General features: G+C 60.9%; 24 protein-coding genes. 14 read left to right on the top strand and 10 right to left on the bottom strand.

The features are described from left to right. Nucleotide 1: 1 nt before the first annotated feature. From AC4CWF_RS26520 to AC4CWF_RS26495, 6 genes are all read left to right on the top strand, one after another. Nucleotides 2-904 carry a sugar phosphate isomerase/epimerase family protein gene (locus AC4CWF_RS26520; RefSeq protein WP_491287975.1) on the top strand — a complete coding sequence of 301 codons (903 nt, stop codon included), beginning with the start codon at nt 2-4 and terminating at the stop codon, nt 902-904. 204 nt (nt 905-1,108) lie between these two features. After that, nucleotides 1,109-2,344: an ABC transporter substrate-binding protein gene (locus AC4CWF_RS26515; protein ID WP_491287973.1), complete on the top strand. Its 1,236-nt coding sequence runs from the start codon at nt 1,109-1,111 to the stop codon at nt 2,342-2,344. Nucleotides 2,345-2,502: 158 nt separating this feature from the next. Further along, the gene (locus AC4CWF_RS26510; RefSeq protein WP_491287972.1) at nt 2,503-3,405 is read left to right on the top strand and encodes a carbohydrate ABC transporter permease; all 903 of its coding nucleotides are present in this window, start codon (nt 2,503-2,505) and stop codon (nt 3,403-3,405) included. Continuing rightward, nucleotides 3,402-4,229 carry a carbohydrate ABC transporter permease gene (locus AC4CWF_RS26505; RefSeq protein WP_491287970.1) on the top strand — a complete coding sequence of 276 codons (828 nt, stop codon included), beginning with the start codon at nt 3,402-3,404 and terminating at the stop codon, nt 4,227-4,229. The genes AC4CWF_RS26510 and AC4CWF_RS26505 overlap by 4 nt, the downstream gene beginning before the upstream one ends. Next, on the top strand, nt 4,226-5,302 hold the full coding sequence (locus tag AC4CWF_RS26500; protein WP_491287969.1) for an ABC transporter ATP-binding protein: 1,077 nt from the start codon (nt 4,226-4,228) through the stop codon (nt 5,300-5,302). Before AC4CWF_RS26505 ends, AC4CWF_RS26500 begins: the two co-directional genes overlap by 4 nt. 111 nt (nt 5,303-5,413) lie before the next feature. Next, a complete protein-coding gene (locus tag AC4CWF_RS26495) occupies nt 5,414-6,517 on the top strand; it encodes an extracellular catalytic domain type 1 short-chain-length polyhydroxyalkanoate depolymerase (RefSeq protein ID WP_491287968.1) in 1,104 nt (367 codons plus the stop codon). 57 nt (nt 6,518-6,574) lie between these two features. On the opposite strand, the gene AC4CWF_RS26490 is transcribed toward AC4CWF_RS26495, so the two are convergent. Together AC4CWF_RS26490 and alr are read right to left on the bottom strand one after the other, a co-directional pair. Next, nucleotides 6,575-7,828, bottom strand: a complete 1,254-nt coding sequence (locus AC4CWF_RS26490) for a D-amino acid dehydrogenase (RefSeq protein WP_491287966.1) — start codon at nt 7,826-7,828, stop codon at nt 6,575-6,577. Between the two features lie 33 nt (nt 7,829-7,861). Next, nucleotides 7,862-8,980 (bottom strand): alanine racemase, encoded by a 1,119-nt coding sequence (gene alr, locus AC4CWF_RS26485; protein ID WP_491287964.1) that lies wholly within the window; start codon nt 8,978-8,980, stop codon nt 7,862-7,864. 129 nt (nt 8,981-9,109) lie between these two features. Here alr and AC4CWF_RS26480 point away from each other — a divergent pair, with 129 nt between their 5' ends. Next, the gene (locus AC4CWF_RS26480; RefSeq protein WP_491287962.1) at nt 9,110-9,571 is read left to right on the top strand and encodes an Lrp/AsnC family transcriptional regulator; all 462 of its coding nucleotides are present in this window, start codon (nt 9,110-9,112) and stop codon (nt 9,569-9,571) included. An 8-nt stretch (nt 9,572-9,579) separates the two neighbouring features. Here the strand turns inward: AC4CWF_RS26480 and AC4CWF_RS26475 are convergent, their stop codons facing one another. Genes AC4CWF_RS26475 through AC4CWF_RS26445 form a run of 7 tightly spaced genes read right to left on the bottom strand, consistent with a single transcriptional unit; the run spans nt 9,580 to nt 17,111 of the window. Beyond that, nucleotides 9,580-10,368 carry a copper homeostasis protein CutC gene (locus AC4CWF_RS26475; RefSeq protein WP_491287961.1) on the bottom strand — a complete coding sequence of 263 codons (789 nt, stop codon included), beginning with the start codon at nt 10,366-10,368 and terminating at the stop codon, nt 9,580-9,582. Next, nucleotides 10,365-11,573, bottom strand: a complete 1,209-nt coding sequence (locus tag AC4CWF_RS26470; RefSeq protein ID WP_491287959.1) for an MFS transporter — start codon at nt 11,571-11,573, stop codon at nt 10,365-10,367. Before AC4CWF_RS26470 ends, AC4CWF_RS26475 begins: the two co-directional genes overlap by 4 nt. A 48-nt stretch (nt 11,574-11,621) precedes the next feature. After that, nucleotides 11,622-13,082 (bottom strand): M81 family metallopeptidase, encoded by a 1,461-nt coding sequence (locus tag AC4CWF_RS26465; RefSeq protein ID WP_491287958.1) that lies wholly within the window; start codon nt 13,080-13,082, stop codon nt 11,622-11,624. 21 nt (nt 13,083-13,103) lie between these two features. Then, nucleotides 13,104-15,023, bottom strand: a complete 1,920-nt coding sequence (locus AC4CWF_RS26460; RefSeq protein WP_491287956.1) for a beta-N-acetylhexosaminidase — start codon at nt 15,021-15,023, stop codon at nt 13,104-13,106. Between the two features lie 36 nt (nt 15,024-15,059). After that, the gene (locus AC4CWF_RS26455) at nt 15,060-15,836 is read right to left on the bottom strand and encodes an SDR family oxidoreductase (RefSeq protein ID WP_491287954.1); all 777 of its coding nucleotides are present in this window, start codon (nt 15,834-15,836) and stop codon (nt 15,060-15,062) included. A gap of 3 nt (nt 15,837-15,839) precedes the next feature. Beyond that, the gene (locus AC4CWF_RS26450) at nt 15,840-16,703 is read right to left on the bottom strand and encodes a MurR/RpiR family transcriptional regulator (protein ID WP_491287952.1); all 864 of its coding nucleotides are present in this window, start codon (nt 16,701-16,703) and stop codon (nt 15,840-15,842) included. Between the two features lie 21 nt (nt 16,704-16,724). Then, nucleotides 16,725-17,111: a RidA family protein gene (locus tag AC4CWF_RS26445; RefSeq protein WP_210106452.1), complete on the bottom strand. Its 387-nt coding sequence runs from the start codon at nt 17,109-17,111 to the stop codon at nt 16,725-16,727. A gap of 111 nt (nt 17,112-17,222) precedes the next feature. On the opposite strand from AC4CWF_RS26445, the gene AC4CWF_RS26440 reads away from it, so the two are divergent. The 5 genes from AC4CWF_RS26440 (at nt 17,223) to AC4CWF_RS26420 (ending at nt 22,037) form a co-directional block, all read left to right on the top strand. Next, on the top strand, nt 17,223-17,708 hold the full coding sequence (locus AC4CWF_RS26440; RefSeq protein WP_491287949.1) for a hypothetical protein: 486 nt from the start codon (nt 17,223-17,225) through the stop codon (nt 17,706-17,708). A 59-nt stretch (nt 17,709-17,767) separates the two neighbouring features. Further along, nucleotides 17,768-19,237 carry a M81 family metallopeptidase gene (locus AC4CWF_RS26435; protein WP_491288244.1) on the top strand — a complete coding sequence of 490 codons (1,470 nt, stop codon included), beginning with the start codon at nt 17,768-17,770 and terminating at the stop codon, nt 19,235-19,237. Nucleotide 19,238: 1 nt separating this feature from the next. Then, nucleotides 19,239-20,345: a D-TA family PLP-dependent enzyme gene (locus AC4CWF_RS26430; protein WP_491287947.1), complete on the top strand. Its 1,107-nt coding sequence runs from the start codon at nt 19,239-19,241 to the stop codon at nt 20,343-20,345. A gap of 127 nt (nt 20,346-20,472) precedes the next feature. Further along, entirely contained in the window at nt 20,473-20,955 is a 483-nt protein-coding gene (greA, locus tag AC4CWF_RS26425; protein ID WP_491287945.1) for a transcription elongation factor GreA, read from the top strand. A 113-nt stretch (nt 20,956-21,068) separates the two neighbouring features. Then, nucleotides 21,069-22,037 carry an MYG1 family protein gene (locus AC4CWF_RS26420; RefSeq protein WP_491287943.1) on the top strand — a complete coding sequence of 323 codons (969 nt, stop codon included), beginning with the start codon at nt 21,069-21,071 and terminating at the stop codon, nt 22,035-22,037. Nucleotides 22,038-22,049: 12 nt separating this feature from the next. Here AC4CWF_RS26420 and AC4CWF_RS26415 read toward each other — a convergent pair whose 3' ends face one another. After that, nucleotides 22,050-22,283: a BrnA antitoxin family protein gene (locus AC4CWF_RS26415; RefSeq protein WP_491287941.1), complete on the bottom strand. Its 234-nt coding sequence runs from the start codon at nt 22,281-22,283 to the stop codon at nt 22,050-22,052. A gap of 537 nt (nt 22,284-22,820) precedes the next feature. Here AC4CWF_RS26415 and AC4CWF_RS26410 point away from each other — a divergent pair. Both AC4CWF_RS26410 and AC4CWF_RS26405 read left to right on the top strand, forming a co-directional pair. Beyond that, nucleotides 22,821-23,084: a Pam3-gp28 family putative phage holin gene (locus tag AC4CWF_RS26410; RefSeq protein ID WP_491287939.1), complete on the top strand. Its 264-nt coding sequence runs from the start codon at nt 22,821-22,823 to the stop codon at nt 23,082-23,084. Next, entirely contained in the window at nt 23,081-23,848 is a 768-nt protein-coding gene (locus AC4CWF_RS26405) for a hypothetical protein (protein WP_491287937.1), read from the top strand. The genes AC4CWF_RS26410 and AC4CWF_RS26405 overlap by 4 nt, the downstream gene beginning before the upstream one ends. The last annotated feature ends 107 nt before the right edge of the window (nt 23,849-23,955 follow it).

Genomic DNA, 23,955 nt, shown 5'->3' with positions numbered 1-23,955 from the left:
CATGACCAATCCCGCCCAGTCCATCCGCATCGGCACCATGATCAGTGCCAGCGCCGGCAAGGCCGCCACCCGCATCGCAGATATCGCCGATATGGGGTTTGAAAGTTTTCAGCCGTTTTTCTGGCAGACCACCAACGGCCAGGATCTGGCTGAACTTGGCAAGCGCTGCGTAGACGCCATCGGAGACCGCGACATCACCATGCAGACGATCGGCATGTTCGGCAATCCGCTCGAGGAAACTGATATCGATCTCGATACGCTGCAGGGCTGGAAGGATTGCATCGACAATGCCCATCATTTCGGCGCCACCTGCGTCGCCGGTTTTACCGGCCGCGTGCGCGGCAAGCCGCTGACTGACAGCCTTTCCCGCTACCGCGAAATCTGGAGCGAGCTTGGCCGCCGCGCTGCCGACAAGGGCGTAAAAATCGCGTTTGAAAATTGCGCCATGGATGGCAACTGGCAGACCGGCGACTGGAACATCGCGCACAATCCCGATGCCTGGGAGCTGATCTTCAACGAGACGCCGGACGAGCATTTCGGGCTTGAATGGGAGCCCTGCCACCAGATGGTCTATCTCATCGACCCGCTGCCGCAAATCCGCAAATGGGCTGCCCGCATCTTCCATGTCCACGGCAAGGACGCCACGATTCGCTGGGACGTGATCCGCGAGCATGGCATTTTCGGCAAGCACCCCTTCGTCTTCATGCGCACGCCGGGCTTTGGCGACAGCAACTGGACGGATGTGATTTCCGAACTGCGGCTTGCCGGCTGGTCCGGCTCCATCGACATCGAAGGGTGGCATGACCCGGTTTATCGCGATGCGCTGGAAATGACCGGGCAGGTGCATGCGCTGAATTATCTGAAGAATTGCCGGGGCGGCGACTTCGTTCACGACCCGCAGTGACAGTCTGTTCAAGAATTCCCTGTGGCGCGGCGAAAAGGGTAATTTCGAGAACCGGAGCGGAGCGTACGTTTGGTACGTGAGCACCGGAAGCGCAGAAATTGCCATTTGCAGACCGCCACAGGGAATTATGGGACAGACTGCGAGACTGACCGCCGGCTTGGAGGAAGCCGGTGGACATGAATGGTTCAACTCTAGGAGGAGAGAATGTCTATTCGAAAGTTTCTGATGGCAGGCGCGCTTGTGCTCGTCTCCACATCCGCTCTCACGGTTACCGCTAAGGCGGCTGATGAGGTGACGATCCGCATTTGGAGCCTCGACAAGCCGGAGCAGCCGGCATGGAATCTTGCCCGCGAATTCGACGAGAAAGAGCCGGGCATCAAGGTGGAATACCGGCTGATCCAGTTCGACGACGTGGTGAGCGAGGCGATGCGCGCCTATTCCACCGGTCAGGCGCCTGACATCATCGCCATCGACAACCCCGATCACGCGGTGTTTGCCTCGCGCGGCGCCTTTCTCGATCTTACCGACATGATCGCAAAGTCGACGGTCATCAAGAAGGAAAACTACTTTCAGGGGCCTTTGAATTCCGTCACCTGGAAGGACAAGCTCTACGGCGTGCCAAAGGCGACCAACACCATCGCGCTCTACTATAACGCCGACATGTTCAAGGCCAAGGGGCTCGATCCCGACAAGCCGCCGCAGACATGGGACGAGCTGTTGGCGGCCGCGCGTACGTTGAACGATCCGGCAAAGAACGTCTACGGGCTGGCCTTCTCGGCCAAGGCCAGCGAGGAGGGCACCTTCCAGTTCCTTCCCTGGGTGCAGATGGCCGGCGGCAGCTACAAGACCATCAATTCCGAAGGCGCGGTCAAGGCGCTGACGGCTTGGAAGACCATCATGGACGAAAAACTTGCCTCGCCGGACAGTCTGACGCGCGGGCAGTGGGATTCCACGGGCACCTTCAATTCCGGCAATGCCGCCATGGCGATTTCCGGTCCGTGGGAGCTGAACCGCATGACGCAGGAGGCGAAGTTCGACTGGCGCGCCACCCTTTTGCCGGTGCCGCAACAGGGTGCTGAGCGGTCGTCTGCCATGGGTGATTTCAACTGGGCGATCTTTTCCTCGACCAAGCATCCGGCGGAAGCCTTCAAGGCGCTCGAATATTTCGCCTCGCAGGACGACAAGATGTTTGCCAAATACGGCCAGCTTCCTGCCCGCTCCGACATCACCCTGCCGGCAACGGGTGACGCAAAGAAGGATGCGGCGCTCAAAGTGTTCCAGGAACAGCTGAAATACGCCAAGGCCCGTGGCCCTCATCCGCAATGGCCCAAAATCTCCAAGGCCATTCAGGATGCCATTCAGGCCGCATTGACCGGCCAGATGTCGCCAAAGGATGCGCTGGATCAGGCGGCAAAAAAGATCAACGCCGTCCTGGGCTGACGCAAGACCTCGCTGAGGCAAAACAACCAAGGATCAGTCCGGATGCGCCCAAAAGGCGCTCCGGCAGGAACCCTCCCGGGCAGGCCGCCTCTCTCCCTTCAATTCCATGGGGGGCGGCCTGAGCCCTGGAGACGCGAGCGCCGTTGCGGAGACTATGGATGCGCAAGATCATTTCCAGCCTGACGGATGGGCGCGGCTTCGATATCAGCCTCGTTGCCTTTCCGCTCGGCTTTCTCTTCCTGATGTCGGGCCTGCCGCTCCTCTACAACGTGTTGATGAGCTTTCAGGAAGTCGACATGTTTTCGCTCGGCAGTTTCGTGCGTCCCTTCGTCGGTTTCAGCAATTATGTCGCGCTGTTTTCCGAGCCGGAGACCTGGCCGATCTTTGCCAATACCGCCATCTTCGTCACCGCCTCGATTGCCGGGCAATTTGCGCTGGGCTTCGGGCTTGCCCTGTTCTTCTGGGTGAATTTTCCCGGCGCCTCCTGGCTGCGCGGCCTTTTCCTCGTCTCCTGGGTCATGCCGGGGCTGGTTGTCGGCGCCGTGTGGAACTGGATGCTGTCAGGTGATTTCGGCGTCATCAATTTCCTGCTTCGGGAAAGCGGCATCATCTCCGGCAATATCTTCTGGCGCTCGGACCCGTCTTATGCGCTCTGGGCGGTGATCCTTGCCAATATCTGGCTCGGCACGTCCTTCAACATGATCCTGCTCTCGGTCGGGTTGTCGTCCATTCCGGGCGATCTGTTCGAGGCAGCCGAACTGGATGGCGCCAATGTCTGGCAGCGCTTCTACACCATCACGCTGCCGATGATGCGCTCGTCCATCGGCGCCATCGTCTCGCTCGGGCTGATCTTTACGCTGCAACAGTTCGATCTTTTTGCGGCCATCACCTCCGGCGGGCCGAACAACGCCTCCAACGTGGCGCAATACTGGGCCTGGGATCTCTCCTTCCGGCAATATGATTTTGCCCGCGGCGCGACGATCTCGGTGATCATGATCGTCTTCGTGATGTTCGCCTCTGTCGTTTATGTGCGCTCCACCAAACAGGAGGTCCGCGGATGAGTGAAACCGCCCGTAACCGGCTGATGCTGGCCATCGCGCTGGTGCTTGCCGCCATCTACCTCTTTCCGCTCTACTGGATGTACATCACGACGCTCAAAAGCGGCTCTGCGATGTTTGCGACGCCGCCAAGCTTCTGGCCAAGCGATCCGCAGTGGAGCACCTATGCCTATGTCTGGGAAAGCCGCAATCTGGCGCGCTACATGGGCAATTCGCTCTTCATCGCGGTTGGGACCGTCACCGTCATCACGCTGCTCGGAACTGGATGCGCCTATGTGCTGGCGCGTTACCGCAATGGCTGGGTAGATGTCGGGCTGTTCCTCATCCTCATGCTGCAGGTTCTGCCGGCCTCACTGATGATCACGCCGATCTTTGTCGGTTTCTCGCAGATCGGCCTTCTCGATTATCCCCGCCTTGCCGTCATCATCGCCATTGCCGCCAAGGCCATGCCGTTCTTCGTGGTGCTGGTGCGCGCCACCTTCATGAGCGTGCCGATGGAACTGGAGGAGGCAGCGCTTGTGGATGGTAATTCGCGGGTCGGTGCCTTCTTCCACATCGTCCTGCCGCTGGCGCGCAACGGCATTCTCGTCTCCGCCATTCTCATCTTCATGCAGGCGTTTGGCGAATTCGTCTATTCGAAGTCGATCATCCAGGCGGTGGAATACCAGCCGGCAAGCGTCGGGCTGAACTCCTTCATGGGCCCGAACACCAACGAGTGGAACAATATCATGGCGTTTGCCACCATTTACGTGACGCCGATCCTTGCCGTCTTCGTTCTCTTGCAACGCCGGATCGTCTCCGGCCTCACGTCTGGAGCCCTCAAATGACCCAGCAGATCGAACTCTCCGGCGTCAACAAATATTACGGCGCCTATCACGCGCTTCGAAATATCGATCTCAGCATCCGCAAGGGCGCGTTCGTGGCCCTGGTTGGTCCGTCCGGTTGTGGCAAGTCGACACTGTTGCGGTCGCTCGCGGGGCTTGAAAGCATATCGTCGGGCGATCTCATCATCGCCGGCGAAAAGATGAACGGCGTGCCGCCGCGCAAGCGCGATCTCGCCATGGTGTTCCAGTCCTATGCGCTTTATCCGCACATGACGGTGGAGCAGAACCTCACCTATTCGCTGCGCATTCGCGGCGTCAAGAAAGCCGAGGCGAAGAAGGCGGCAGACGAGGTGGCGGCGACCACGGGCCTTTCCAACCTTCTGCACCGTTATCCGCGCGAACTCTCCGGCGGCCAGCGCCAGCGCGTGGCGATGAGCCGGGCGATCATCCGCAACCCGAAAGCCTTCCTGTTCGACGAGCCTTTGTCGAACCTCGATGCGGCACTGCGCGTCCATATGCGCAAGGAAATCCGCATGCTGCATGACAGGCTGGGCGCCACATCCGTCTACGTCACCCACGATCAGGTGGAGGCGATGACCATGGCAGACCATGTCGTGGTGATGCGCAGCGGCCTCATCGAACAGCAGGGCGCCCCGCTCGATCTTTACGACCGTCCGGTCAACCGTTTCGTCGCCGGCTTCATCGGTTCACCCGCGATGAATTTCGTGCCCGCAAAGGTCGGCGCGGATGGCGAGACGCTGGTGGTCGATCTCGGCGGCCCGCAGACGATCCACATGGCGCGCCCACTTCAGCCCGGCCTCGACGTGATTGTTGGTCTTCGCCCGGAGCATCTTCTGCCGGCAGAACCCGGCAAGGCGCTGCTGCATCTGCCGGTCGCCTCGGTGGAAAATACCGGCGCTGCCACGCATGTGACGACGGCCACGACACCGGAACTCACTCTTGTGCTCAACGGCCGCATTCCACTTTCTCCCGCAGACAGCGTTCCGATCACCTTCGATGCGGCGCATCTCCATCTGTTCGACGCGAAAACGGAGATGCGTTTGGTGGCTGCCTGATCACAATCGATCATGTAGTTCATCTAAATTGTGCAATGCAGCAACAAATCCTGTAGAAGAGCGTTTGGATATTAGGGCTTCGCCATTTCGGTGCGGCGACTAGGACATCAGATGCGCTCTCTTTCGGATACTTTGCAGCGGCTTGAACGCCTGCGCGCCCGCACCGGTCAGTTTTCACGCCATCACGACACCCCCGCTTCCGGTAGCGCGCTGGTGGCGTTTTCGGATTTCGGCTCGAACCCCGGTGCGCTCTCCGCAAAGGTGCATGTGCCTGACCTGATGGTGGGCAAGCCGCCGCTCGTCGTGGTTCTGCATGGCTGCACCCAGACGGCAGAGGCCTATGATCAGGGCTCCGGCTGGTCAAAACTTGCCGACGAGCAGGGTTTTATCGTGCTCTTTCCCGAGCAGACTCGGGCGAACAACGGCAATATGTGTTTCAACTGGTTCGCGCCTGAAGACAGCCGTCGTGGATCGGGAGAACCTCAATCCATCCACCAGATAATCCAGACAGCGATTTCGCGCTACGATGCGGACCCGGCGAGGGTCTATATCACCGGCCTTTCCGCCGGCGGTGCCATGGCCAACACGATGCTGGCAACCTATCCGGAAGTGTTTGCCGGTGGCGCGATCATGGCGGGCCTGCCTTTTGCCACTGCGTCGAGCGTGCCGGAAGCCTTTGACCGCATGCGCGGCCACGGTCTGCCGAGCGAAGCGGAATTGCAACGCCGGCTGAGCGATGCGTCCGATCACCAGGGCCGCTGGCCAACGGTTGCCGTCTGGCATGGCACCGCCGACAACACGGTGGCCGACAACAATGCCAAAGCCATCATCGCGCAATGGCGTGGTGTGCATGGCGTCAGCGATGAACCGGCCCAGCAGGACGTGATCTCCGGCCATACCCGCACGGTCTGGAAGGATGCGCGCAACCGCAATGTTCTTCAATCCTACCGGATCGAGGGCATGGGGCACGGCACACCGGTCGATGGCGCCAGCGACACTGAAAAACCGGGATCGTATTTTCTCGATGTCGGCCTTTCCTCCACCCGCATGATGGCGCAGCTCTGGGGCCTGATGCCCGACAGCATCAAGGCGGAAAAGGGCAGCCGCAAAGCCGCCGAGCCGGAAGAGGCCCATGACAGCCAGCCACAGCATTCGCCCCACAGCATTCAGGGCATCATCGAAAGCGCCTTGCGCTCTGCAGGCCTGATGCGCTGAGCCCGATGCCGCCCTGTTGACGGCGGCATCTGACGCTCTGTGTCCCAGCCGAAACCTTTAGGCGGCGTAACGCGAAACCGCGAGATCCTTCGTCTCGATATCGGCCTTGCGACCGCTGACGATATCGGCGAGCACCTTGGCCGAGCCGCAGCTCATCGTCCAGCCGAGCGTACCGTGGCCGGTGTTGAGGAAGAGATTGCGCACCTTGGTTGCGCCGATAACAGGCGTGCCATCCGGCGTCATCGGGCGAAGGCCAGACCAGAAATCCGCCTTCGTCACATCGCCGCCCGGGAAAAGGTCCGTCACGGAATGTTCGAGTGTGCGGCGGCGGGCAAGGCCGAGATCATTGGTATAGCCCGAAATTTCCGCCATGCCGCCAACGCGGATGCGGTCGCCCAACCGGGTGATGGCGATCTTGTAGGTCTCGTCCATCACGGTGGATTCCGGCGCGCGACTGGCATCGGTGATCGGGATGGTCAGCGAATAACCTTTCACCGGATAGACCGGCAGGCTGATGCCGTGCGGCTTCACCAGCATGGGCGAATAACTGCCGAGCGCCACGACCACGGCATCGCTCGTCATGCGGCCGCGACCCGTGATCACACCCTTCACCGTGCCGCCGGACACTTCGAGCGCCTTGATATCGACACCCCACTGGAAGGTAACGCCGAGTTCCTCGGCCTTTTTCGCCAGTGCATTGGTGAACTTGAAGCAGTCGCCCGTCTCGTCCTTCGGGGTCAACAGGCCACCGACGATCTTTTCGCGGACATGGGCAAGCGCCGGTTCAGCACGGATGCAGCCGGCGGGATCGAGAACTTCGTAAGGAATACCATCGGCGGCGAGCGCCTTCACATCCTTGGCCGAGGCTTCCAGCTGTGCTTCGGTGCGAAACAGCTGCAGCGTGCCCTGCATGCGCTCGTCATAGGCGATGGCAGTGTCGGCGCGTACTTCGGCAAGCGCCAGCCGGCTATAATCGGCAAGACGCAGCATGCGGCTCTTGTTCAGAGCATACCGCTCCGACGTGCAGTTGGAGAGCATGCGAAACATCCAGGACAGCATGGCCACATCGAGCTTCGGGCGCAGGATCAGCGGTGCATGCTCCATGAAGATCCATTTGAGCGCCTTCTGGGGAATGCCAGGTGCTGCCCAGGGGGAGCAGTAGCCGAAGGATACTTCGCCGGCATTGGCATAGCTGGTTTCCAGCGCCGGCCCTGCCTGCCGGTCGAGAACCGTCACCTCATGGCCAGCCTTTGCGAGGTAATAAGCCGAGGTGACGCCGATGACGCCGGCGCCGAGAATGGTGATCTTCATGGTCTTTCCCCTTTTTATTCTTGAACGATGCCGTCAGCGATACTGGCGAAAGTAGCGATGGCCGATGCCGGTGAGGATCTCCCAGGAGATGGTGCCGGCGGTTTCTGCCACGTCTTCCAGCGTCTGGTGTTCCCCGATGAATTCGACAAGGCTGCCAAGCGAAAGCGTGCCCGGCTCAAGATCGGTGATGTCGATGATGGTGCTGTCCATCGAGACCCGTCCGACGATGGGAAGGCGATGCCCCCGAAAATAAAGCGCGCCGCGATTGCTGAGCGCGCGCGGCAGCCCGTCCGCATAACCAAGCGCCACGGTTGCCAATTGCCGTTCACTGTCGGTCACGTGGGTTGCCGAATAGCCGATGGCGGTGCCTGATGGCACGGTGCGCGTCTGGATGACGCGCGCCTCGATCTTTACCACCGGCTCCATCGGCCGCTCGAGGATATCGGTGGGACGTGCGCCGTAAAGGGCGATGCCGGGGCGAACGAGTGCACCGCGAAAGCTCTCGCCGAGAAAGGCACCGGCGGAATTGCCGAAACAGACGGGAATGCCCGGAAAACTGCTGGAAAACCGGCGCATCATCTCGGCCTGGGCCGCATTATGCGGATCTTCAGCCTCGTCGGCACAGGCGAGGTGGCTCATGATGTAGAGGATCTCGATGCCGGAGAGCAGCGTCGGATCGGCGGCAAGCGCTTCCGCCTCTTCGGCCGCCATGCCGAGCCGGGACATGCCGGTGTCGAATTGCAGTAGCGCTTTCAGTTGGCGGCCCAAAAGTTCAGCCGTCGTGCGCCAGCGAACCACCTGTTCCAGCGAATTCAGGACGGGAATAATGTCGCGTGCGGCGCAATCGCCTTCTGTGCCCGGCTGCAGGCCGTTCAGCACGTAAAGCGCGGCATCGCGCGGCAGGAGCGGGCGAAGCGTGACGGCCTCGGCATATTGCGCCACGAAAAAATCCCGGCATCCCTCGGCGTAAAGCGCCGGAGCAACCGTCTGCGCGCCCAATCCGTAGGCATCCGCCTTGACGACCGCGGCGGCCCTTGCCGGGGCGACGGTTGTCGCCACGCGCCGGTAATTGCGTGAAAGGGCCGAGAGATCGATGGTGAGGATGCCGGGCGCGCCAGCTTTTTCCCAGGTGGTGGAATGCGACATGTCCATGGCAACCCCTCGCAAGTGATGGGAAAAGTGTAGCGGAGAATTTTCGCATGTTTTGAGCAGATCTTGCGTGAAAAGCGCAATCATGCTCAATTCGAGCACAGAAGCCGCAGATTTTCAGGGGAAACGCGCATGGCCGCGACACTCGATGCCATCGACCGCAACATCATCCGCCTGTTGCGGCTGGATGCGCGCATGAGCAGCTCGAAAATGGCCGAGGTTGTCGGGCTCTCGCCGTCCGCCTGCCTGCGTCGCATCAAGCTGATGGAGGAGGCCGGCATCATCCGCGGGTATACGGCGCTGATCGGCTCTGGCGAAGAGGGGAGCACGCTCGCGGTGATGATCAACATCACGCTCGACCGCCAGACCGAGGATTATCTCAACCGCTTCGAAGATGCCGTGCGCAAGCGCCCGGAAATCCGCGAATGTTACCTGATGACCGGAGACTGGGACTATTTTCTGCGCGTCGAGGTGGAAAGCCCGAGGGAATTCGAGGCGATCCACACCGATATCCTGTCAAAACTTCCCGGCGTCACGCGCATCCATTCGAGCTTTTCGATCCGCAATGCGCTGACGCGCGGCAAGCGGGCTTAAAGGGCGCTTCAGCCGGCGGCACGTGCGCCGGCCCGACGCTCGGCTGCAGCGTGAAACAGCATGGCTTTCAGCTCGCGCACGATTGCGGCATCGGTGCGCAGCATCTCGCGGGACGCAAAACTCAATTCCACCAGCTGGCTGTCCCCTTCGATGAAGCGGGCCGAGCAGGAGGCATGCAGTTCGGTGATTTTCATGCGGTCGAGGAGAGGGCCCGCCGTCTGCGGGCGCACGCCCGCACCGGGCATGATGGTGATGCGATTGCCGGCCTGTTCGACGAGTGCGGCCAGCGTCTCGATGCCATCAAGTGCCGTCTGCTTTCCGCCTGACGTGAGGATGCGCGAAAACCCGAGCTTGACCGCCTCTTCCAGCGCCTGCGGTTTGTCGGGCGTCAGGTCGAAGGCGCGGTGCAGCGTGAGGTCCAGGCCTTCGGCATGACGGCAGAGATCCTCAAGGGCTTTTGTGTCGAGCCGGCCATCGGAAAGGCTGGCGCCCAGAACGACACCGGAGAGGCCAGCGGCGCGGGCAGCATCAATATCGGCCTTCATCACGGACATTTCGGCAGCGGAGAAGATGAAACTTCCGGCGCGAGGACGGATCATCACGGAAACGGCAATATCCTGGCAGCCGGCGAGATCCATGAAGCCGCGCGAGGGCGTGAGGCCGCCGACAGACAGTGCCGAACACAATTCGATGCGGCCAGCGCCACCTTCGATGGCGGCAAAAAGCCCGTCTGTATTGTCGACGCAGATTTCAAGGATCGGCTGCACGGTGCCCGGCACTCCTGTTTCAACGCTCATGCCACCCGCTTCCGGCCGCCATCGAGAACGATCAGCAGCACCACGCCAGCGGCCCCGACCGCAGCGCTCAAGATGGATGTGGCGCCATATTCACCGATTCGGGTGCCGATGGCGAATACCGCAGCGCTGAGGCCGGCACTCAGGAACATGTTGACGGCGATCAGCGAACTCCCAAGCCCGGGACGATCGGCAATCAGGTCCTGCAGATAGGTGATCGGCAGGCTGATGATGGCAGCCGCCGCGATGCCACTGAGGATGGTCTGGGCATAGACATGCCAGGTGGCGCTGGAAAGCCCCTGCAGCACCATGTAGACCGCGTAAAGGCTTGCCCCGAGCGCAAGGGCGGTCACGGCGCGCATGTAGCGTTCGGCTTTTCCCCAGACGATGATGAAGATGATTTCCAGAAACGCGACGATGCCGACGATGATGCCGAGATCGGCCACCGTGCCGCCGGCCTTGCCGGTGACGATCAGCGGGCGCACGGTGTCGCTCACATAGAGCATCGAACAGATCAGCGAGATGGCAAGAACGCGCAGGAGGACGCGCGGCGCCATGACCTCACCAAGCGAGGCAAACACCTTGTAGCGGTCCTCATGGTGACGCTCGGCAGGTTTTTGCGTGCGCGGCAGAAAACCGACAGCCAGCACGAAGCAGACGATGGCGGAGGCGGTAGCCACCAGATAGGCCGGCAGCATGGTCGGCGCCTTGATCAGCATCAGGCCGACAAGCCCCGGCATCAACACCCAGGAGAGCGAAATGGTCGCCCGCATGGTGGAGTTGACGGCAATCAGCGCCGAGGGCGTCAGCCCTGTCGAACTTGCTCGCACATTGGCGAATATCAGCGAGTTCAAGGCCCCGAACACCGGCAGCAGCATGAGTTTCGAGACAACAAAGGCGGGGGCGCTCGCAAAGACATAGACGATGCCGAAACCGGCAATGCCAAACAGTGTCACATAAATGATCGAGGTGCGGTAATCGCCGAGCCTGTCGGAAAAGATGCCCATCATGACGCTGGCCGTGACGTTGATCACGGCCGCCGCCAGCATCAGCAGGGCATATCCGCCATCGCTCAACCCCAGTTCCTGGATGCCGATGATCGACTGATAGGGGGAAACGGCAGCCCCCGTCGTGCCGAAGAAGAAGATGGCAAGTGCGCTGACGCGCAATGACGGGTTTTTGAAGGTTGCCCGAAGGGCCGCGCTCACGCGGCACCCAAACGGACAAAAGCGGATGGAGGCATGATCGGGTAAGCCTTAAGGTTTTTCAGGTGGTTTTCCGACAAACCGTGCCGAAAGCCGTGGAGCGGGGGAATAGTCGAAATCCTTGACGAAGGGATAGCTCGGCATGGTGCGACGCGTGTTGCGGATGCGTTCGATATCCTGATTGATCACGCCATCGGTCAGCGCCATCAGGTTGGGGTTGGCAATCGGCGCAAGTTCCGGCGACAGATAGCCGGATTTCACCACCAGCAGCCGCACAGCCTGCGGATCGATGCCATGGCGGGCGAAATCGGCCAGATTGTGGTAAGGTCGGCGCTTGGCGGCCAGGATCAGCGTGATCCCGCCGATGGTAACCACCGCCTGCCGCTCGCTTTCGACGCCGGTGTCATCCAGCCGAACGACCGTCGCTTGCGTTTCGACATACGGGCTTGCCGGATCAAGCGAGCCGCCGATCTTCAGGTGGATGACTGCCCCAACGCCTGCGGCAAAGCAGGCCTCGACGGCTGGAAGGTCCGTAATGCCGCCGATAACGGCACCGTCGAAGTTCCGCTCGATCAGCGCCTTCAGCACGTCGGCGCGATCGCCCACGCCGCCGCCCGTCGGGTTATCGCCGGAATCGGCGAGAATCACCGGACGCGTCTCGGTCTTCTCAACAATATCCAGCATGTCCGCGAGAGGACCGGTCACGGGGCCGAACTGGAAATCGCCACGGGCATCCCAGTAACTTTGGGCAATTTCAGCGGCCACACGCTGCGCTTCGGCCGGATCGGTTGCCGTCACCACGGCGCAGGCCGTGCCGCGCGGCTCGTCGGCCCAGACATAACCGACCATGAGGTTCGCATCCCAGATGCCCGGGCGAGCATCGTGTTCGGGCAGTTTCAGGTAAAGGCTTTTCGCCGGCTCGTCCTCCGTCGAGGTGCGCTCGCCGGGGAGCAGAACCGGAACCGGCGCCCAGACGACGCCCGGCTTTTCGCCTGATCTCAACGTCTTTGCCAGCATCGACCAGGCGCGAACCATGGTTTCACGCACGTCGATATGCGGGGCGGTGCGATAACCGGCGAAAATGTCCAGCTGGTCGATGATATTCTGGGTGACATTGCCGTGCAGGTCATAACTGGCCGCAACCGGAATGTCGGGGCCGACGACGGCGCGGGCGGCTGAAATCCAGTCGCCCTCTGCATCGTCCATGCCTTCCACGTTCATCGCGCCGTGCATTGCCAGATACAGTCCGTCGAGCGGCAGGCTTTGCTTGAGAAGGTCGAGAAATTCAGCCTTGAAAGCCTCATAGGTGTGGCGGGCAACGGGGCCGCCCGGCACGGCCCGAGCATGCAGCAGCGGCAGATGCTGGATGTCGTCGGCCTTCAGAAAGCTGAAATAATCCGCGCCCAGAAGCTCATCCCCGCGCAACACGCGAAAATCCTCCGGCTGCATCAGGACGGGCGAAGAGGTCGAGCATTCGGTGTGAATGCCGCCAAAGGCAATGCGATAGGTCATCGAAACAATCCTTGCGTCAATTTAAAGCTTCGGCACCAGCGGTGCGATGGCGGCAAAGCGCAGCCAGTCCTTCTTGTCCTTCGGCGTCCAGGCGGCTTCCGCGATGGCGCCAAGGCGGGGAAAGACGAGGTGGTTGAAATAATCCCGGTTGAGGAAATGCTCCGACCAGATGCAGGCCTGCACACCGCGCATGCGCGGCTTCAGCTCGTCCGGAAACTCACCAACGGCCTCATAGGTATAGGTATGGTGCGGCGGCACGGTGCCGGCCCAGCTGGCGCCCGGTTCCTGCCATTCGGTGGCCTGCACCATGTCGAGGTAATAGGCCTGTCCCGGCGTCATCACCACGTCATAGCCTTGTTTTGCAAGCTCGATGCCGACCTCTGGCTTCTGCCAGGCCATCAGCAGCGTGCCGGCGGGATCGACGCCGCCGCCGTGGGATACCTCGTCCCAGCCGGCAAGCTTGCGGCCGCGCTCGGCAAGCATGCCCTGGATACGCTTCATGAAATGGCTCTGCAGGCCGAATGTGCCCTCGATACCTTCCTTTTCCATCAGCTTCTTGGCAAGCGGCGAGGCCATCCATGTGTTGGCCGCCACTTCGTCGCCGCCGATATGTAAGAGCTTTGACGGGAAAAGCTCCACCATCTCGTCAAACACCTTGCCGAGGAAGGTATAGGTTTCCTCAATGGCCGGGTTGAGCGCATTGTTCGGAAAACCCTGCACGGAGCGATAGCTGTCGGGCGCTTCTTGTCCATCCACGAGGGTGGGAAGAGCGGTGAGCGTTGCCGTGCTGTGGCCGGGAATATCGATTTCCGGCACGACCTCGACATGAAGCGCTGCTGCATGGGCAACGATCGCCTTCACATCGTCCTGCGTGTAAAAGCCGCCAACCGGCTCGGCGCCGTTGCCAAGCTGGGGCAGCATCGGTTCGTCGGGGCCGCGCAGCACGCCAAGCGTGGTCAGCGTCGGATAGGCCTTGATCTCCAGCCGCCAGGCTTCATCGTCGGTGAGGTGCCAGTGGAAAATGTTGAGCCGCAGCCAGGCCATGATGTCGATGAGGCGGGTGACATCCGCCACCGGATAGAATTGCCTGGAGACATCGAGATGGCATCCGCGCCAGCCATAACGCGGCGCATCCTTGATATGGCCCGATGCCGGAAACGAAAACTTTTTGGGCTCCAGCCGTGCGCCGTGCAGAAGCTGCGCCAATGCGGTCAGGCCATAGGCGCGCCCGGCCGCATCGCCATAGGTGAGCGTGATGTGGGAGCCGAAATCGAGGGTGTAGGCTTCCTTGCCCAGCAATGTGTCGGCGGCAAATTTCAGCGCCTTGCCTTCATGCACGGCACCCAGAGCAAAGGGTGCGTGTGCGACTGAAAACAGCCGGCGATAGAGGCCACCGATCGCCTGCATCGCCTTCAGGTCGTCAAGGCTGGTGCCTTCTGCCGGATAGATCGCAACGGGATAGATTTCAGCCGCCTCAAGGCGAGCATCGGCGGGGAAGGGTATAAGGGAAAAGGGTTCCTTCGCCTCTCCTTCAGGCAGAAGTCTTGGTGCCGGTTCGCTGTGACGGCCCGACAGCATCAGGTCATCCACGGCCACATCCACATGGGCGCCGTCGGCAAGTGTCAGATAGGCGGATTTGGCGCCATCCGTGCGGTGGCGGGCAGGGCGCCAGAGGCCTTTGACGGAGAACTGCCAAAGGGCACCCGGCTGCAGCACAAAACCATCCGGCGGCGAAAACTGATGGAAATTGGCGTTGCGCCGGAGGAAGCGGGCATTGTCGCAGCCCGGATTATCTTTGACGCGGGTGAGGGAGGTATAGGCAAGCGTGAAGCCGGAAACCGGAGCATCCGAGAGGTTGACGAGGGTGAAGACAAAACCGCCGCCCTCGTCCCCTTCGATCGGCGCCCAGCTGTTTTCAAGACGAAATATGGCATTGGCCATGATGGTTCCCCTTATGGCTTATGGTTATCGAACGGGTCAGTAATTGTCTGACTGCGAAAAGGTGCGGGCGAGTTCCGCCTGGCCGGCGGTCAGGCCGCAATCGACGGGAAGGCAGACGCCGGTAATGGCGGATGCCTGGTCGCTGGCGAGAAAATGAACGGCATTGGCGACGTCTTCGGCACTGGCGATGCGGCGCAGCGCATACCAGCGTTTGGCTTCCTCAAACACCTGCGGGTTGGCGGCGGCGCGTGCCTCCCAGGCTTGCGTGCGCACCGTTCCGGGCGCCACCGCATTGGCGCGGATGCCGAATTTTCCGTATTCGACGGCGACCAGCTTGGTGAAATGGATAAGGCCGGCCTTTGCCGCGCTATAGGCGGGGTGACCGAACACCGCCATGCCGTTGACCGAGGCGATATTGATGAGCGAGCCTTGCGAAGCCTTCAACCCGACTTCCAGCGCGCGAAACGTGAGGAAGGCGGCTTCGAGGTTGAGCGCGCTGTCCTTTCGCCAGATATCGCCATCGGTATCATGCAGCGACACGGCGCGGGCGGCACCGGCATTGTTGACGAGTGTTGTGGCAAGGCCGAGGTCTTTGACCTTCGCTGCCATCTGGCGCACGCTCTCCTCATTCGTCACGTCGCAGGTGATGCCGATGAAACGCGGTGCGCCGCCAAGTTCCGCCACGGCTGATGCCAGCGCGTCTGCATCGATATCGACCAGCGCCACCACGTCGTGGCTGCCTGAAAGCCGCTTGGCGATGGCCCGGCCGATATCGCCAGCGGCCCCGGTCACGACGGCAACGGATGCGGGCATGGGTTAATCTCCGAGGATCTGCCGGTCGTCACCGTCGCGGTGTTCGACCAGTTGCTGCTTGATATGGCGAAGGGTGAGGGTGGAGCGCTTGCGGTTGCGATAGGCAACGAGGCTTGCGATCACATCGACCATGGCGAGAAAGGCAAAACGGGTGGAGGTCGGGCGAAAGATGTTGTCGCCTTCCGGCAGGTCGATGCCAACCACCAGTTCGGCGGCTTCCGCAACCGGGCTGCGGCTTTGGGTAAGCGCGATGGTGCCGATGCCATTTTCGCGCGCCAGCGTAAAACACCGCACGAGTTCCTGGTTTCGCCCGGAAAAGGAGGAGCCGATGATCACATCCTGCGGCTGGGCGGCGGCCGTCATCATCAGCTGCATATTGTGGTCGTTGCTGGCGGTGACGCGCGAGCCCAGCCGAAACAGGCGGTTCTGAAACTCGGTCGCGATCATCGAGGAATTGCCGCCGGAGCCAAACGCATAGATCATGCCGGCATTGGACAGGCGCTCCGCCGCCGTGTCGAGCACGACCGGGTCAAGCGCACGATGCACGCCGAACAATGCGTTCTGCGCCTTGGTAATCACGTCTTCGGCCACATCTGCCGGCTCAGTGCTCTTTGCGCCCGGGTTCAGGTAACGCACGCCGACAAAGGCGGTTTTTGCGAGCCGCACCTTGAAGTCGGAAAAGCTCTGGCAACCAAGACGCCGGCAGAAGCGCGTGACCGTCGGCGGCGAGACTTCCGCCCGCTCGGCCAGTTCGATGATCGAGGCATTGACGGCAAAGTCGAAGTGGTCGAGCAGGATATCGGCGATACGCTGTTCGGAGGGCGAAAACTGCTCGCGGTCTTCCTGTATCGTCTCGAAAATATCCATGCGACCTCCCCAGATCCGAATTCAGCTTTTCGGCTTGTAGGCTATGCAGTCGATCTCGACCTTGCAATCGACCATCATGGAGGCCTGCACGCAGGCCCGCGCCGGAGGATGCTCGCCGAAATAGCCCTGGTAGATCTTGTTGAAACTCCAGAAATCGCGGGGATCGTCGATCCACACGCCGCAACGCACCACATGCTCGACGCCGTAACCCGCTTCGTGCAGAATGGCGATGAGGTTCTGGATGGCCTTGTGGCTCTGCTCGACAATGCCGCCCGAGATGATCTCGCCATCTTCCATGGCCACCTGGCCGGACACGTGCAGCCAGCCATCGGCTTCCACGGCGCGCGCAAAGGGCAATCTCTGGCCACCGGCACCGGCTTTTTCCGCACCATAACGGGTGATCGTCATGAAGACCTCATGCAAATTATTTTCTTCAATTGTTGACACTGGACCATAATGGACGGATTTTGACCAGAGTTTTTCGCAGATCATGAAAAGAATTTAGACAAGAGGTCTATCGTGCGCGATCCCTTCCAGAATCCGTTCCCGCCCAGCGACACTGCCCGCCACGCCATCTGGGAGATGCTGGTGCCGCGCGATATCGATGCCTTCCTGGCGGCCGACTGGTCGATGGTCGCGGATGATTTTGTCGAAGAGGGCTTTATCGGCATTTCAGGCAACAAGGATGCCAATCCCGACAACTGGCGTCTTGCGTTTCCGAACCTTGCCGCCTATCGCGACGAATGGCTGAAACAGGCCGCCGACTTTGCCGCCCAGTCCTATGGCGAAGATCCGCGTGTGGCCATTTTCACCACCACCACGCTCGAGAAGATCGAGATTTCCGGCGAGACCGCGCTGGTGCGCAAGAAATTCGATGGCGGTATCCGCAAGGCGGACGGCAGTCTCGACGTGATGCGCTGGCAGACGCTTTATTACTGCCGCCTGCATGAAGGGCGATGGAAGATTTCCGGCTTTACCGGCTATCTGCCAAACCCGATGGGCTGACGGTTCATCGTCGAGTGATCCCTTCGGTCCCTGTTCCCGCCAATGAGAAAGCCGAGCCATTGCGCATCTTCACCGCCGCTCTTGCCACGGAAACCAATACCTTTTCCCCGATCTGCGTCGACCGGCGGGCGTTTGAGGAATCGCTTTATGCGCCTCCGGGAGAACACCCGGAAACGCCGACGCTCTGCACCGCGCCGATTACCGTCGGGCGAAAGGTCTGCGCGCAAAAGGGTTGGGCGCTGATCGAGGGAACGGCGGCCTGGGCCGATCCGGCGGGCCTTCTTAACCGGCAAGCCTATGAGAGCCTGCGCGACGAAATTCTTGGCCAGCTACAGGCGGCAATGCCTGTCGATGCGGTGGTTCTTGGCCTCCATGGCGCGATGGTGGCGGATGGCTATCTCGATCCGGAAGGCGATTTTCTCTCCCGCGTTCGCGCAATGGTCGGCCCCGATATCCTTGTCTGTGCGGAGCTGGATCCCCACAGCCACCTCACGGAAAAACGCGTCGCGGCAGCCGATTTCTTCGTGGTCTTCAAGGAATTTCCGCACACGGATTTTGTCGATCGCGCCGAAGATCTCTGGCGGATTGCCGTCGATACGCTGGAGGGCCGGGTCAAGCCCGTGATGTCGGTGTTCGATTGCCGGATGATCGATGTCTTCCCGACGTCGCGCGAGCCGATGCGGGCCTTTGTCGACAAGATGAAGCAGATCGAGGCTGATGATGCCGACGTCTTGTCGCTCTCCGTCATCCACGGTTTCATGGCCGGCGACGTGCCGGAAATGGGCACGAAAACCATCGCGGTCACCGATGGCAAGGCGGAAAAGGGCGCGCACCTTGCCCGCACGCTGGGGCTTGAGCTGTTTTCCAAACGCGGCACCTTCATGATGCCCTCGATGGATGAAAAACAGGCGGTGACGCAGGCGCTCTCCATCGAAAGAGGCCCTGTTGTCATTGCCGACATGTGGGACAATCCCGGTGGCGGCACGGCCGGCGATGCGACGGTTCTGCTCGGCGAGCTTCTGGTGCGCAGCGTCACCAATGTCGCCGTCGGCATGATCTGGGATCCGATTGCGGTGCAGATCTGCATGGCAGCCGGCGAGGGGGCGGAGATTCCGCTGCGCTTCGGGGCCAAATCGGCGCCCGGCACCGGCAAGCCCATCGACGGGCTGGTGAAGGTGGTGAAACTGGTGCGCAATGCCGAAATGCGTTTCGGCGACAGTATCGCCCCGTTTGGCGATGCCGCCCATATTCATCTCGATGGCATCGACGTGATCCTCAGCTCGGTGCGGGTCCAGAGTTATGATCCCTCGCTCTTTACGGCGCTCGGTATCGATCCGACACAGAAGAAGGTGCTGGTGATCAAATCCACCAACCATTTTTACGCAGCCTTTTCGCGCATCGCCACCGAGATCCTTTACTGCTCGGCCGGATCGCCCTATCCCAACAACCCGGCGACCAACCCTTACCGGCGGGCGCGCCGCGACATCTGGCCAATCATGGCCGACCCTCATGGCACGGAGGCCGCCTGACATGGACAGCACCTTTCCGCTCGAACTTCCGCGCCCAAAACCCGGCGAGGCGCTGTCGTCGCTCTCCACGCCCCTGCCTGTGATCGATGAGGACAGGCTTGCCGCCAATATCTCGCGCGTGCAGTCCTACATGGACAGCCATGCGCTGAAATTTCGCCCGCATATCAAGACGCACAAGATCCCGGCCATTGCCCGCCAGCAGGTCGAGGCCGGGGCATCCGGCATCAACTGCCAGAAGATCACCGAGGCTGAGATTTTCGCAGATGCGGGCTTTGAGGATATCCTCATCACCTTCAACATTCTGGGGCCTGAGAAACTGGCCCGGCTGGCCGCCCTCAACGAAAAGATCTCCGGCCTGAAGGTGGTCGCAGACAGCATCGTGACGGTGACCGGCCTTTCGGCCTATTTCACCGACCGCAAGCCGCTGACCGTTCTTGTCGAATGCGATACGGGCGCCGGCCGCTGCGGCGTGCAGACGCCCGATGAGGCTGCCGCCCTTGCACGCGGCATCCGGGCAGCCAAGGGGCTGCGTTTCGGCGGGCTGATGACCTATCCGAAGGCCAATGGCGAAGAGGCTGTCGAATATTTCTTCATGGCAGCCATGGCCTATCTGGCAGTCGACGGTATCGACTGCGCCATCCGCTCCAATGGCGGCACGCCGAGCCTGTTTTCCGCCCATCTGGTGCCCTCCGCCACGGAACACCGCGCTGGCACCTATGTCTATAACGACCGCTCGATGGTGCGCTCTGGCCATTGCACGCTGGATGATTGCGCCATGCATGTGCTGGCAACCGTCGTGTCGCGCCCGACGCCGGATCGCGCCGTGCTCGACGCCGGCTCCAAGGCGCTCACCTCCGATCTGCTCGGCTTTTCCGACTATGGCCTTATCGTTGATTATCCGGAGGCGGTGATCACAGGCCTTTCGGAGGAACATGGCGTGGTGGATCTGTCGCGCGTCGAAGGCATACGACCGGAGATCGGCGAAAAGGTGCGCATCGTGCCGAACCATACCTGCGTCATCTCGAACCTGTTCGACACCATGACCTTTCACCGCAACGGCGTGGTGACGCGCGTGGAAGAGGTCGCTGCCCGCGGCCTGGTGTGGTAGCGGCCCGCTTCGCGTTTCAAGGGTAATCCGTGCATCTTTGCCGCTCACACCCTATATGAGCGGGATCGGCCTCGTGGTCGCGGCCCAAGTCGCTGCGTCTGCGGCCTTGTGGAACGGGAGTTGAAGTGTGAGTGTTGCCTTCGTCAAGGAAGAGAGTGCGGAAACAGCGGCCGAAACGCAGCTGCCGGACCGCGTGGTCTCGACCCACCCGAACATTGTGACGTTGAGCGGGTTGCAGGCGCTGGAGCACCAGCTTCAGGAGGCGCGCTCCGCCCATGATGCGGCAAGCCTGATCGAGGACGTCAACGAGCGGCGGCGCCAGATGGCGGGTCCGGCGCGCGATCTGCGCTATTTTGCCGAACGGGTCCACACCGCGCATGTGATGCCGGATCCTGCCTCCTGCGATACGGTTGCCTTTGGCAGCACCGTCAGCTTCCGGCGCGACGACGGTCGCGCCCAGACCTATCGTATCGTCGGCGAAGACGAGGCCGATCCGAAGGCGGGATCGATGTCTTATGTCTCGCCGGTCGCAAGGCTGCTTCTCGGCAAGCAGGTGGGCGATGTGGCAATGTTGGGCGAGCAGGAACTGGAAATTATCCGCATCACCTGATCCGGGATGCTGTTGGCCCTGCAAAATGGCGCAGACGGGTTGAGATCACCGCCAACAATGGCTATCGGGTCGCGTCCATCCTATTTGTGTTGCAAACCAAAGGTCCAAGCGGCATGCGCCCTGAATTTCTTGTCACCCATTCCGGTGGCTTCCATGCCGACGAACTGCTGTCGAGCGTCATCCTCACAAGGCTTTTTCCCGATGCACGCCTTGTGCGCAGCCGCGCACCTGAGTGGATCACTCCCGCAGATGACCGCATCATCTACGATGTTGGCGGCGCCTATGATGCCGGTGCCGGCATTTTCGACCATCACCAACGCGGTGCGCCGCTGCGCGAAGATGGCAAGCCTTACAGTTCCTTCGGACTGATCTGGAAGCATTTTGGCCGCGACTATCTCGTCGCCTGCGGCATTGCCGACCAGAACCTGGACACGGTGCATGCGTCCTTCGACAAGAGTTTCGTGCTGCCGGTCGATCTTCTGGACAATGGCGCGATTGATCCGTCGACGGCCGGTCCGCTTGCCGGCCTCACCTTGCCGGTTCTTCTGGAAACCCTGAAGCCGGTGTTCGACGACAAGGACCCGCAGGCGGAAGACCGCGCCTTTCAGGGGGCGCTTGCCATTGCACGCAGTTTCGTCGAGGCGGCCATCGGGCGCCAGGCCGCAAAGCTTCGCGCCGAGGCCATCGTGCAGGTCGCCATCGAACAGGCGGGGCAGGGCCACATCCTGGAACTGCCGGCCGGCATGCCGTTTCGCCCGGCTGTGGTGAAGGCCGGCGCCGATCATCTGCTGTTCGTGGTGCATCCGCGCGACAAGGACTGGTGCGTGACCGGCATCCGCCGCGCCGACGAGGGCTTTGAACTGCGCGCCGACCTGCCTGCCGCCTGGGCGGGGCTGACCGGAAGCGATCTGGAAGCCGCCTGCGGCGTGACGGACGCAAGCTTTTGCCACAACGCCCGCTTCATCGCGGCGGCGAAGACACGCGACGCGGCCCTTGCCATGGCCGACCTTGCCGTGACGGAGGCTTTGTCCACGGCCGTTTCGAAAGGTATGGTCCCAGAAGAGGTCAGCGCTGCAGGCTGACGCGATCCGGCGTCAGCTTTGGCTGATCATGTCGGCTCTCAGGGCATCATTGATGCGATCCTGCCAACCGGGTCCGCCGTCCTGATAAAAAGCAATGATGTCGCTGTCGATCTTCAGCGACACCAGTTCCTTGGCGTTCGGTACGCGCGGCCGCTCGACAGCCGGCGCCACCGGCTTCTTCACCGGCTTGAACAAGGCTTCTGCGGCATCCTTCGGATTAACCGGGCGGCGGGGCGGGCTTGCCATGGTGCGTTTTCCTTGCTCTGCATCGGACAGTTTTCACCGCCGTTATAGCAGTTGAGGCCTGTCGTCATGCGAAAGAATTTTTCTGTCCCACGGCAAAAGTCTCCAGATCAGACGGTGGCGACCCGGCTAGGGGGCCTTGCAGCGTCCTGTCAGGCCGGAAGATGTTCGACATGGCGCTCAGTGATGCGACCACAAGAGACCACGCGGCGGGCGAAAGCACTGTCGAGGCAACAAGCCGCGGAGTGAGTGGACGATCGAACCGTCTCAAGGCCAAGCCGAAGATGTGCCATCTCATTGATGGAAACGTTTGCCGCCAAGAGGTGATGCAGGGGTCGGCGATTGGCAAGGGTGATCTGCGTAGAACATCGAGACATGCCAAAATCTCCAAAGTGAAGCCATTGAAATTGCTGGCATGTCGCACTTGGAAATAGAATGTACCCTTCAACGACGATTTTGCACCATAATATGTAAACTGGATCGTGAACAAAGTATGATTTCAACAACCTAAGCGCGAAACCCAAATATAAGGGGGTTCGCATGAAATGGAAGAGTAATATAGACCGCAAGCTTTTGCTTGTTGTCCTCTCTCCTATCGCAAGAGCTATCTTGTCCGCTCTTGTTGGATACCTGAGCGCGAAGGGCGTCCCGGCTGATCTTGTTGATCAGTTCTCTGCCGTGATCGGCGGCGGGGGCGTCATTGCGTTCAACGTCTGCTGGGAATTGATCGACCGCCGCAAGGCGGAAAACCGCGCTTCAATGCGTGTAATCGATCAGCTTACGCCAGTCGAGCCGCGTCTATGATTGGTGAAATCATCACGGCAGGTGCTGGTCTGCTCGGCAGTCTCTTCGGCAAGAAGAAACAGACCACAGAAACCACCGTCAATTACGGCAAAATGGTCGCCAGCGCGACGGCTGCGGGTTTCAATCCGCTGACCGCTCTCCGCAACGGCGGGTCGGCTGGTTTCACCACGACGACAAGCCCCACTGTCTCACAGATACCCGGCGCGCTCGCTTCATTGGGCGGCGCGCTCGGTGAGGCGTTCGAAAAGAAGACTGACCCTCTGGAGCAAAAGAAGCGCCAGTTGGACACGGCTCTTGTTGATTATCAGCTTCGGCAACTCAAAGAGGGTCCGAAAGCTATGTCTGGGCGACTTTACCCCGGTGCCACCTTTGTGGGTGCAAAGGTTACTGCGGCTAAGCCGCATATGTCCGGCGATAAAAGGCCGGGTGAAGGAAAGATCGTTGGCGGTGACGATCCTACGGTGTCTAGCATGGGCTGGGGCGGCGGAAGGTACGGTTGGTTTCACAATCCGTATCTGCCTGATGCCGCCGCGTGGGAACAAATCTACGGCGACAATGAAATTGGTTCGACGCTTTATGGCGGCACTAAATTTCTAGGCGATACCGCTTACTCTGTGTATCGCAATGGCAAAGAATATTTTTCAGGCAAAGTTCCCGAACAACCGCGAAAATCGCGTGTTGGCAAATATTCCCGCGCCTCGCCTAATCCAACGACAGTAAAGAAGCCTGCTCAAATGGGTAAGGAAGGCCGGTATCAGCGGTAAATCTAGTCCGCTAGCGCTGCAAGGACCGTTGTAAACACCGCGATACTTACGGCGCCGAGCAAGTAAGTAACGACTGCGATTTTTAATACTTTCAAAACAGGTGACAT

The organism is Neorhizobium sp. PAMB6630 (assembly GCF_058242775.1).
Note: the sequence above shows the minus strand (reverse complement) of the source record. Positions and strands in the feature narration are given on the sequence as shown.